8 protein-coding genes and 2 tRNA genes are annotated in these 11793 nt (G+C 51.0%); 3 read left to right on the top strand and 7 right to left on the bottom strand.

From position 1 onward, the window contains the following. Positions 1 to 14: 14 nt before the first annotated feature. The 3 genes from C1752_RS09835 to C1752_RS09825 form a co-directional block, all read right to left on the bottom strand. Positions 15 to 4763 (bottom strand): beta strand repeat-containing protein, encoded by a 4749-nt coding sequence (locus C1752_RS09835; RefSeq protein ID WP_110985897.1) that lies wholly within the window; start codon positions 4761 to 4763, stop codon positions 15 to 17. A 77-nt stretch (positions 4764 to 4840) separates the two neighbouring features. Next, positions 4841 to 7597, bottom strand: a complete 2757-nt coding sequence (locus tag C1752_RS09830; protein WP_110985896.1) for an FG-GAP repeat protein — start codon at positions 7595 to 7597, stop codon at positions 4841 to 4843. Between the two features lie 27 nt (positions 7598 to 7624). Further along, positions 7625 to 8722, bottom strand: a complete 1098-nt coding sequence (locus tag C1752_RS09825; RefSeq protein WP_110985895.1) for a TIGR03032 family protein — start codon at positions 8720 to 8722, stop codon at positions 7625 to 7627. Positions 8723 to 9010: 288 nt separating this feature from the next. Between C1752_RS09825 and C1752_RS09820 the strand changes: the two genes are divergently transcribed. After that, positions 9011 to 9433, top strand: a complete 423-nt coding sequence (locus C1752_RS09820; RefSeq protein ID WP_110985894.1) for a peptidylprolyl isomerase — start codon at positions 9011 to 9013, stop codon at positions 9431 to 9433. 66 nt (positions 9434 to 9499) lie between these two features. On the opposite strand, the gene C1752_RS09815 is transcribed toward C1752_RS09820, so the two are convergent. Continuing rightward, complete coding sequence (locus C1752_RS09815; protein ID WP_110985893.1) at positions 9500 to 10333, bottom strand: Rpn family recombination-promoting nuclease/putative transposase; 834 nt, start codon at positions 10331 to 10333, stop codon at positions 9500 to 9502. A 131-nt stretch (positions 10334 to 10464) separates the two neighbouring features. On the opposite strand from C1752_RS09815, the gene C1752_RS28380 reads away from it, so the two are divergent. Then, entirely contained in the window at positions 10465 to 10629 is a 165-nt protein-coding gene (locus C1752_RS28380) for a hypothetical protein (RefSeq protein WP_158535055.1), read from the top strand. Positions 10630 to 10750: 121 nt separating this feature from the next. On the opposite strand, the gene C1752_RS09810 is transcribed toward C1752_RS28380, so the two are convergent. Both C1752_RS09810 and C1752_RS09805 read right to left on the bottom strand, forming a co-directional pair. Next, positions 10751 to 10825: transfer RNA gene (locus C1752_RS09810), tRNA-Met, on the bottom strand. A 2-nt stretch (positions 10826 to 10827) separates the two neighbouring features. Further along, positions 10828 to 10893 (bottom strand) — tRNA-OTHER (locus C1752_RS09805). 202 nt (positions 10894 to 11095) lie between these two features. On the opposite strand from C1752_RS09805, the gene C1752_RS29695 reads away from it, so the two are divergent. Then, complete coding sequence (locus C1752_RS29695) at positions 11096 to 11230, top strand: hypothetical protein (RefSeq protein WP_274704508.1); 135 nt, start codon at positions 11096 to 11098, stop codon at positions 11228 to 11230. 27 nt (positions 11231 to 11257) lie between these two features. Here C1752_RS29695 and C1752_RS09800 read toward each other — a convergent pair whose 3' ends face one another. Next, positions 11258 to 11758: an ureidoglycolate lyase gene (locus tag C1752_RS09800; RefSeq protein WP_110985892.1), complete on the bottom strand. Its 501-nt coding sequence runs from the start codon at positions 11756 to 11758 to the stop codon at positions 11258 to 11260. Positions 11759 to 11793: the final 35 nt, after the last annotated feature.

The raw sequence follows: 11793 nt of genomic DNA, 5'->3' as shown, positions 1-11793 counted from the left end.
AGTTTAGGCAGTACTCAGACCAGCACAATAAAATCTGTGGCCTCAATTGCAGACGCTTGAATGCCAATTAAGGTGACTAAAGTATGCTCGTTTTTGGTCTGAATCGTTGTGTGGCCTAATCCTTGCTGAATCTCAAGATCGGCAAAATCTAAACCATCCAGCACAAAAGAATCAACGCCATCTTGATAGTCAAAAATCGTGTTGTTGCCATTGCCTGCCCGCAGCACAAACTGATCGGCTCCAGCACCGCCAAATAGACTGTCGCCCCCAAAGCCACTGTCAAGTCGGTCATTGCCCTGGCCGCCCTGGAGTAAGTCTACGCCATTGCCGCCGCGCAGCGTGTCATCGCCGACCCCGCCGAACAGTCGATCATCACCCTTGCCTCCCTTCAGGAAATCATCGCCGTTGCTGCCGTTTAATAGATCAAGACCATTGCCACCATTGAGGCGGTCATTACCCGCACCACCCAAGAGGAGATCGTCCCCGTCGTTGCCCCGCAGAATATCGTCCCCTCGACTGCCAAAAAGTTTGTCTTTACCTTGCCCAGCTCTCAGGAGGTCGTTGCCGCTGCCGCCATTGAGAAGATCGTTGCCCCGATTCCCGTAGAGAGAGTCGTTGCCTCGACTGCCAAATATTTGATCTTTGCCAGAGTTGCCAATTAGTACATCGTTACCCGAACGTCCGCGAATGAAGTCATTGCCGCCAAAGCCGCGGATTCGATCTTCATCAGGTGTGCCCGTCAGCCGGTCCGCATTGTCGGTGCCGTTAACTTGATTTAGCAGCTCGAAGGAGACTGTCGTGGTTGCCACCGTGCTGTTGTTGCTAAAGCCAGACCCATCGTCCAGAACAAACTGAATGGTGCGCTCTGTGGTGTCAGGTGCTGCTGAGGTGTTGCTATAGGTAACGGTCTGCAAGGCTTGCTGATAGTTCTCGACCGTATCTTCTCCAGTGAGCGTCAAGGTTGATCGGGCACTGTCGTATACTGCGGTGATGTTCGTGTCATTGACGACTGCGGCTAGGCTCTCAGATGCACTATCTAGAGAGTTAGTAATAACAATGGTTGCCTTTGCGAGGGTGGGGCTATTGGCGTCAGCAACCGTCAGATTTAGATTGATGGCGACGGCTTCACCCGTGAACGTGATTGCTGCATCACGGCCTGCCTGCCCATTATCAAGGTCCAATTCAGGCGCGGCATTGCCGTAGACAACGTAGCTGCTTCCCGCATCATCTCTGCCGTTTGGGTCAGCATTGGGCGCCCCTACGATCAGATCGTCAATACCGTCGTTATTGATGTCTCCGGCGGTACTGATGGCGCTACCCGCATCGTCATTAGCCGCAACGCCATTTAAGATGAAACCGTTAAAACCGTTCAGCTCTGTCAGGTTGAGTATGGGGGAGAACCCTTCTGTTTGACCAAAAACGACGTAGGCTCTGCCGCTATCTTCGCTGTCATAGTCGTCAGTATCGCCAACGATGAAGTCGTTTAAGCCATCGCCGTTGATGTCTCCAGCGCCACTGACCGATGTGCCTGCATTGGTATTAATGGCTGCAAGGGTAAAACCATTGGTGCCATCGAGATCGGCAAGACTAACGGTGGCGTCGAATCCGTTGGCGTTGCCGAAAACGATGTAGCTTTGCCCCGTATTGATGTTGCCGAAAAAGCGAGTACCGGTTGCGCTAATCAGCAGATCATCAACGCCATCCCCATTGATATCTCCCGTTCCACTGACTGCGCCCCCTGCTTGATCGCCTCGCACGACGCCTTCGAGAACAAAGCCGTTGGTGCCGTCTAGCTCAGAGGTATCAAGACTGGCGTTAAAATCGCGACGGCCTCCAAAAATAACGTATGTTTTGCCAATCTGACTGTCGTAGTTGTCTCTGCGGGTATCGCCAACAACAATATCGGCAAAGCCGTCGCCGTTGATGTCACCTGCAGCCCCCACCGTCGGAGAAATCAAGTTTGTGATTTGAAAGCCATTACTGCCATCAAGAGCTATAGGGTCGATGCGTGGGTCAAAGCCACTGGTGGTACCAAACACAACAGTGCTGGAACCCAATACGTAGCCGTTCCCTGAACCGCTGTCTCCAGTCACGATGTCATCAATACCATCCCCGTTGAAGTCGCCGATGCCATCGGCAGAAACGCTGTCTGCACCGGCATTGCTGATCCTAGAGATGACAAAACCATTGGTACCGTCTAGATCTTCAATCCCAAGCCTAGGGCTGAAGCCTTGATCGCTGCCGAAAACGATATAGGTTCCAAGACCGCCTGATTCGTAGGTGTAGGTTGCCTCGCTAATAATGAGATCATCGAAGCCATCGCCATTGACATCGCCAGCGCTGCTGATGGCGTTGGGGCCATAGGAACTTCGAAGAGAGAAACCGTTCGTACCGTCTAGCACCGTAAGATCCGTCGCTGATGGTTGGCCCGCCTCTTGACCAAAAACAATGAGGCCTTCGACACCCGAGAAGAAGGCAAGATCGTCAAGGCCATCACCATTAATATCGCCAGCATTGCTGACGGCACGGCCGAGGCGATCGTCTGCCTGAAGACCGTCGATAGTGAAGCCGCTACTGCTGTCTAGATCGGCTAGCTCAAAGGGTGTGTCGAATGTGCCCGTGACTGTGACGATGACTTCTGCTGTGTCAGTTCCGCCCTGGCCGTCGCTGACGGTGTATTCAAACCGATCTGTGAATTCAATACCGGGTGCCGGGAAATCAAATCCGCCACTAGGGTCATACCTGAGGGTGCCGTTGCCGGTCTCCGTGACGGTGCCGCGAGTATTGCTGACGTTGATGTTCGTAAGCTCTAGGGCATCACCGTTTAGATCGCGATCATTGTCGAGTACGTTGAGGGTTATAGGGATATTCTCTAGGGTTGCGATCGCATCCCTCTCAGCCTCAGGCAAACGATTCAATTCACCTGCAGGCGGAAAAACAACTGAAGCAATGGCGATGCTGCCCTTGTTGCTGTGAGCCTCGCCATCGTCAGCGACAATACGGAGCCGACGCGCAGTGCTATTGGGGCTAGCCGATGTGTTGTTATAGGTCAGCGTGGCAAGAACCTGTTGGTAAGCTGCGGGAGTGTCCTGACCGCTGAGCGTCAGGGTGGCCATCGTCGGATCAAATGCAGTGGTGATGCTCGTCCCGCCTGTTTCAACTGCTAGCGTTTCAGCATTACCATCTAAGGGATTGGCAATCGTGACGGTGATACCTGCCAGCGTAGAAGTGTTGGAGTCTAAGATGCTGGCGCTCTCAAGCACTCGAATAGGACCGCCGGTAAAGTTGACGGAAATATTATTGCCATCGTCTGAGCCATTGAGATCGAGCTCTGGTGCAGTATTGCCAAACACCACGTAGCTCGTACTGTCTTCAGGAGTGCCAATGACCAGATCATCAATGCCGTCGCCGTTGATATCGCCTGCACCACTGACAGAAGAGCTTTGAAAATTGCCGTTGAGATCAGGCTCCTCAATAGAAAAACCATTGCTGCCATCAAGATCTGCAAGATTCAGCTGATCTTGGAAACCACCGCTAGACCCGAAGATGACATAGTTCTGACCAGGGCCATAGGAAAAAGTTGGCGTGTAGTTGCCGGGTGAGCGAACTTGGGAGGCACTGATGATGATGTCATCAAAGCCATCGCCGTTAATATCGCCTGCATCACTAACGGCATAACCCGCTTGATCGCTGATGCCAATGCCGTTGATAGCGAAACCGTTTGTGCCATCTAAGTCAGCCAGATCAAAATTGGCCTCAAAGTCTTGGCCACCAAAAACAAGATAGCTTTGGCCTGCGCTAGCAGTATTGCTGGGACTGGCGAACGGTGCCCCGATCACAAAGTCGTCAACTCCGTCTCCGTTGAAATCACCCACGCCGCTGACCGCAACGCTGTCTCCCGATCCATTAAGCGTGAATCCGTTACTGCCGTCTAGGTTAGCAACGTTGAGACTGGCTGCAAATCCTTGGCTGCTGCCGAAAACAATGTGGCTTGTGCTTGTTGTATTTTGTCTAGATGGACGACCGATAATGAGATCGTTAATGCCGTCGCCGTTGATGTCTCCTGCATCTTGAACAATGTCTCCTGTATCTCGGATGAGGGAGATCTCCTCACTCACCTGCAGTTCAAAGCCATTGGTGCCGTCTACGTTCGTACCGTCTACGTTCGTACCGTCGAAGGAGTCGTCAAAACCTTGACCGTTACCGAAGATGATATTGACTGTATTGTTGGCAGATCCTTCAAAAATGAAGTCATTAAAGCCATCATTATTGATGTCTCCCACACTGCTCACTAAACCTGCAACGTTAAGAACAGAAGCGTTTTGGCTCTGCTGCAGATCAATACTGGCGCTGAAAGCTTCGGACTGACCGAAGATGACAAATCTTGAATCACCTGAAAATGTACCAATGGCTACATCACTGATTCCATCTACATTGATGTCTCCGAGGCCACGGGCGAAAGAACCAATACCAAAGCCACGGGTAAGTCCAGCAATACCGTTGATAATGAACCCATTACTGCCATCAAGGCTAGATAGATCAAGCCGATCGATAAACCCATCAGAGCGCCCGAATATGACATAGCCTTCTCCCAATGAATCTGCACCACCAGCAGGGTTGCCGATAATGATGTCATCGAGTCCATCGCCATTGATGTCCCCGACTTCATCGATGGCCAACCCGCTGTAAGGAACACCGTTGCCCACAATGGCAAATCCGTTACTGCCGTTGAGATCTTCGAGCTTGAGAATTGAGTTAGCCATGGTTGTTGTCTGGATTGCAGTTCAATGTTTAGGGCGAGGGTCGTGAAAACTAAAGCTTTTGTGCTTGCAAAAGACTTTTAAGTTGAGATAGTAAAATCTGTGTCTTCGACTATCGATGCCTGTATATTCAGCAAGGTTGCCAACGTTTCTTGTGTCTCTCTGACCCGAACGGTTGTTTGACCTAATCCTTGATGAATCTCAAGATCGGCTAAATCTAGACCATCCAGAGCAAAAGAATCAATGTCGTCTTGATAGTCAAAAATAATGTCGTTGCCGTCGCCTGCCCGCAGCACAAATTGATCACTCCCCGCACCGCCAAAGAGACTGTCGCTTCCGAAGCCGCCGTCAAGTCGGTCATGACCCTGACTGCCCTGGAGTAGGTCGATGCCATTGCCGCCACGCAAGGTGTCATCGCCAACCCCGCCGAACAGTCGATCACCCCCACTGCCTCCCTTGAGGGAATCATCTCCGCTACTGCCATATAAGAGGTCAAGACCCTTTCCGCCATTGAGGCTGTCGTTGCCCGAACCGCCCAGGAGGATATCGTTTCCCTGATTGCCCCGCAGAATATCGTCTCCTCGACTGCCGAAGAGTTTATCTTTGCCTTGTCCAGCTCTCAGGAGGTCGTCCCCGCTGCCGCCGTTGAGCAAATCGTTGCCCCGATTGCCGTTGAGGCTATCATTGCCGTTGTTACCAAAGATCTGATCGTTTCCTGATCTGCCTGCTAAGACATCGTTGCCAGAACGCCCAGAGATGAAGTCATTGCCGCCGAAGCCAATAATTCGATCCGCTTCTCGGCTTCCGAACAGCGTATCGGGATCACTTGTGCCGTCAATTCTGTTAAGTAACTCGAACGTGATGGCTGTCGTTGCGATGGTCTCCGACCGGCCATCGGCCATCGCACTTTCATTACTAAAATCTGCACCATCATTGATGACAAATTGGATGGAGCGATCTGTCGGGTCAGGGCTATCAGCCGTATTGTTATAGGTAATGGTTGCTAGAACTCGCTGATAGTTCTCAAGCGTATCTTTCCCGGTCAGGGTCAGCGTCGATGTCGCACTGTCGTAGGTGGCCGTAATCTCAGTGTCATTAACGTTAGCCGCTAGGATCTCTGATTCATTATCTAGAGGATTAGTAATTGAGATCGTTGCGCTTCTCAGAGTGGAAGTGTTGGCATCTGTGACCGCTATGCTACCTGGTCTAGCAAGGGAAATGGCTCCTTGTGTAAAGGTTGCGGTAGAGTTCAAACCATCCTGCTTGGAATTTAGATCAAGCTCAGGCGGAGCGTTGCCAAAGACAACATAGCTCTGTGCAGAACCGGTCCCTATGATGAAGCCGCCCCTTGAACCGATGACCAAGTCATCAATCCCATCCCCATTGATATCGCCTGCTCCACTGACAGCATCGCCAATGTAAGCGTACGAATTTGAGCCACGACTGAAGTTCTCATCACCGGGGATCAAGAATCCCTGACTGGGAGATAGATTCGCTAAATCTACGGCTGGCTCGACGCTGTCTTGTTGGCCGAAGAGAACGTAGCTAGCGCCAGCTAAATAATTGGTATCGGGGGCGCCGACAATAACATCACCTAAGCCATCACCATTAATATCACCTGCACCGCTGACAGACCGGCCTGCGCCAGTCCGTTCTTCACCGACGATGCTAAAGCCATTCCTGCCGTCGATTTCGTTCACGTTCAAAGCTGCAGGAAAACCGTCAGCTTGTCCAAAGATCACGTGGCTTACTCCTACACCGTTTGTGCCACTCCCTGTACCAATAATGAGGTCATCAAATCCATCGCCGTTAAAGTCATCAATGTCACTGACAGAAAGTCCTGAGATGTCGTATGTTTCTTCTCCAAAGATTGCGAAACCATTGTTTCCATTTAAGCTGTCGACGTTGATACTTCTGGGCGTCGTATTAGTACCGAAAAGGACGTAGGTAATGCCTGCTGCATTGCTGCCGTTGGGGGCAGCAACAATGAGATCATCAAATCCATCACCGTTGACATCGCCTGCTCCACTGACAGCAGTCCCCGTTTGATCACCAATGCTGCTGCCAGATAGGGCGAACCCATTACTGCCATTTAAGTCTGATAGCGCAAGGCTTTTATCGAAGCCCTTATCTGAGCCGAAGATTAGATAGCTAGTTCCTGCAGGGTCTAAGCCAGGTGCTCCAATGATAATGTCGTCTAATCCATCGCCGTTAAAGTCCCCAACGTTGCTGACGGATTGTCCGGTGAGGCTTCCGGTCGTGTCGCTTTCAATGACAAAGCCTGTCTCACCATCAAGCTCGGCTAGGCTGAAGTTTTTGCTAAAGCCTTCAGAACGACCGAAGACGACGTAACCTTGTCCTGAACCGACGGGGGTAGGGGGACTGAATGGTATCTTGAGCGGTCTTCTGGGTGCGCCAATAATGAAGTCATCAATGCCATCTCCGTTGATGTCGCCTAGCCCACTGACCGAAAATCCGGCATTGCTGTCCGCTGTGCCCGTTTCAATACTGTATTCGCTGCCAAAACTGGAGGGTCTAATGGAAGTGCTGTTGGGGTTGGCACTCTCGATGATAAAGCCATTGTTTCCATTGAGATCGGCTAAGCCCAAGCTACCGCTGGTATTCTCACTGCTTCCGTATATGACATAGACTTTGGTCTCTCCATATTTGTACATGCCACTATCTGGCCCCAGAATCAGATCGTCAAATCCGTCACCGTTAATGTCTCCCGCTCCACTAACAGACGAGCCAACACCCTCTGACGGATCTGGGAAGGTAATTCTGCGGACGACAAAACCATTTTCTCCGTTTAAGTTCGAAAGACTGACTGTGATCATGCTGACATGCTCCACTCATTTGAAAACTTAGTTGATCAACTGTGTCGAACTTGATCCAACGGTGATGGTGCGTCGAATTTCATCGGTTTTGAACCCAATGGCCATCGGTCTCTGCACGCCGGGCAAGAATGCGACATCATACATTTCGGTCACTATTCCCTCCAGGTTGAGGGTATGAACGATGTCACCCGACCGCAGGTCAATCACGAGCAAGCCACACCGAGGTTCGACGTCTTTCTCTTTTAGGGTTTCGTTGAAGGGTAATCCCGAGAAGGTTTTGTTCTCGCGTGGCTTGGATAAACCGACGATCGCGAAGTCTCCGCAAAATGCCAGTCCCCTCAAATACCCCGGACAAAAGGCTACGGGTTGAAAGGTTCCAAATTCTAAGTCAATAAATCCAAATTCGCCGGTGCCGGAGTTGAGCACCCACAGCTTGTCTCGATACCACCGAGGCGAGTGGGGCATCGACAGTCCGCTGGCAACGATTTCATTAGAGACAATGTCAATCATGCAGCCACCGTCTTGCCTGCGATCTCGCCAGCCTTCGGTGACGTCGCTGCGGCTGACAGCGGTGACGTAGCGGGCCTTTCCATCGCGCATTGCTAGGCCGTTCAGGTGACAGCGATCTTCGGCGGCGAGTTTGGTGATGAAGGGGGGCTGCCAAAGGGGGATAAAGCTGTTGCGATCGCAAACCGTCGCTAAGCAGCTAAAGAGCGTATTGACAAAGATGAGCTGTCCATCCCGGTCAACGACAATATCGTGAATATCTAAATCACCCGTAACGTAACCAATCTGGGGTACATAGAGACGGTCATGTCCTTGATGGGTTTGCCCTGGCTCTAGGGCATTTTCAAAGCGCCAAAGCTGATAGAGCGAACTCATATAAAGGCTGGAGTCTTGTGCAAACAAACCCATACAGCGATTAAAGGTGCGCTCAAAAACCGAAAGTTTACCGTCGGGCTGTAGGCCGATGAAGAAAACCTTACCGGCCTGATAGGTTGTGAACGTCAGGCTCACTTGCTGCTCTGCCAACCAAGATGTAAACTGCCGTGAAGCATTGATCTCTAAGGCCGGTGTCTTAGTGCTCTCGCTGATACGTTGGGAATCGTCGTGGGGGGGGTGCATGCTTTTTTGTGCCTTCTGCAATTAGAGGGGTTGGATGGTGATCCCTGCGATAATAGCGGTTTTGCTAGAACGCTCTATCGTGCCCCTTTGCCAAGACGCTCAATGACCATCAGAATTCTGACGCTTTTTGCATACCAAATCATACCAAAAGTGTGGCTCTTTATCGATTTGGATCTGAGGCTGTAGAAATAGTCGTCGGTCTTTGGCAGGAGGTATCCGTGCCGAACCACCCTTGGGGAATGCACCAAAGTTCGCTAGCGTGGAGTGTAAACAACTTGAGGTACCTCAATGACTCGCGCCATTATGGAAACGAATAAAGGCACCATTAACCTGGAGCTGTTTGCTCAAGATGCACCCAACACGGTTAAGAACTTTGTTGATCTTGCGAATAAGGGCTTTTATGACGGCCTTACGTTTCATCGAGTGATTCCCAACTTTATGATTCAGGGGGGCTGTCCCAAGGGAACCGGTACCGCTGGCCCCGGCTACACCATCAAGTGTGAGATTAATGACAACAAGCACAAGGCCGGGACGCTTTCGATGGCCCACGCGGGCAAAGATACCGGCGGCAGTCAGTTCTTTATCTGTCATGCACCGCAGGCACACTTAGATGGTGTACATACCACCTTCGGCCAAACTGAGGATATGGATGTTGTCAATGCGATCGCCCAAGGCGATAAGATTACATCGCTCAAAATTGAGGATTCTTGATCAGTTGAGTTTTTGCCCCGGTTTGCGATCGCAAATATCTTAGAAAATTGCATCCGGGGCTGGCTGTTACTGTCTCTCTAGCCACTCAACAAGATCAGACTGTTCTGCAAAATCTAGCAGTGCCTCTGCCAGTGCTTCAGTTTGCTCTAGGGATAATCTTGCGAGTTGCGATCTCAGTTCAAAGGGCAACTCCCCAACACGGCGATTGAGTTGACGGAGAATAAGGGATTGACTTTCTTCTAGACGCCCCTCTCGATGCCCTTCTAGACGCCCTTCATCAATAATGTCCTGGTAAATAACAGACTGCTTCATAATTTCCTTGCGCAGAACCTGATTAATAAAGCTTCTCTCCAATGATAGCCCGGCCAGAATTGCAGCAGAAGCCACCACATTACTTTGTACTTGCTTGTCCTGAATAGAGTCAGCTTGAACAGCTACCTGTTTCAGTGTCTGAGTCTTATCTAGTGTTTGAGTGAGCACAGCTAGGGGTAGCAATCCTGGCGAATCGAGAAACGGTTGAGTGGGTTGCTCCCATAGCCTCACAACCCCGAACTCGTGACGAGTGCCCGGAATCTCAAAAACAGTCTGATGCACGAACCTCGACTTCGTTGGAGTCAGGTAAACCACCACCTGTTTCATCTGTTTGTTCGGGAAACGGCGGAAAGCTCTTAGACGATAATCAGCCATCCTGTAGGGCATTGTCGCATCAGGCTCAGTTTGGAACTCGATGTGCAGGACATGCTCTTCAGACTCCAGGAGAATCAGTGCGTCTGCTCGAATCGGTTCCAGCGATAGCTCAGATGGACTTAGCTTGGTCAAAGGGACAGGCTTACCCAGCAACCAGGTTGCAAAGTCACTTGAGAACGTCTCTGCAAGAAATTTGCAGGTGTTGTCATACATTGGGCGATTCTATCAGTCCCCTTGGCCCCAGTCTCTGAAAATAAATTTAAAGCTAGTCTGAAAACTCCACTATTGCTGGTGTTCACAGCGTCAGTGCGGGCGATCGCTTGTGACCGGCTGGACTAAGCCAGATGCCTTCCCCCGACCGCCCCCGTAGGTTTGGCCAAGCCTCTGGCAGATGTGCTGTTCCTGCCGCCTATCCCGAAGGACTCAGCGACTGGAAGGGACACACTCGAACCGATCATCAGTTGCGATCTCACTGGCCTTTCACTGCTGCCATCGCCACCACCAGGTGATGACAGTGGCCGAACAGCCAGCACAGCGGAGTTGAGAAAAACACGGACTTGAACCGATTTGGGATTGCTCCCGTACCATTTGGACTCGTCCCTAACAAGGTGCCCATACCCAGGGCTGGGGTGGAGTAAAGTACAGGATTTGAACCTGTGCCACACAGATTATGAGTCTGTTGCTCTACCATTGAGCTAACTTTGCGGTACTCAATGTGGGATTCGAACCCACGTCCGCCGGATGTCCGGCGCTCTACCACTGAGCTAATTGAGAGAGGGTGGAACCAGCTTTACTATGCTCTGCGGTACACACCCAGACAATTTTCAGCCCCAGCGCGCCAGTCAGGGATACAGACCCTGAACCGCTGCATTACATAACATTGCCTTCCCAAAATTGAGCCTATCACAGGCAACTTCTGAGCATCAATATAGATCTTCAGAATTGCCTTGCCTAGGGCTTCTGATGGATAATTCTATGAGTGAGCTACTCGCTTGTGTCTACAACATGCATCAACAGAAATCGCTGATCCGTAATTTTTTGCTAGGGTTCCTGGTGTTCTGTATTATGTTGACCCTTGTTCTCAAGGTGTTTTTGATCTTTGCGGCTTAGCGATTCTGCCCGCGTTAGCCAGACTCGTTACGACTGAGAACCTAGAATTTCAAATTCCAGACCATAGCTTGCCTTCAGGTTGCAGGTCTCGTGATCTGTAATATTGGTATCGCTGAGTTCTAGATTGTAAAAATCAATGGCGGCTTGCTCAAAGTAGGGGCCAGCGTGCCAGGTGCCCATCTTGAGATTGATAAAGCAGTTGCCAGGAATCTGAAATGCCACAATCTCATCAGGATTAGGCTTGCCTTCTGAAGGCGGTGCAACGGCCATCAGCCAGTCCTGACCGCCTAAAGATCCGAGGCACTGTGTACACTGCTGATGGCGTGTGATCGTATGGAATTGGCGACCTTTGGCGTCTAGCCGCATGATGTAAAACCGGGGTGTGCCGTTGCTAAGCTGGAGCTGGGCATCTTGAGGGCCGTAGGCTGCACCGTCAGCGCTGGGAAAAATGACCTGACCAAAGGGCTGAAATAATTCAGATGAGATGGGATGGGCGATCAGCTGCTTGAGGGTAGAGGTGGAATTCATACGATGTTTGCAGAGATAACGTCGGTATACGTTGT

The sequence above is a fragment of the Acaryochloris thomasi RCC1774 genome (assembly GCF_003231495.1).
GTDB lineage: Bacteria > Cyanobacteriota > Cyanobacteriia > Thermosynechococcales > Thermosynechococcaceae > RCC1774.
This window is presented reverse-complemented; position numbering and strand designations above follow the sequence as displayed.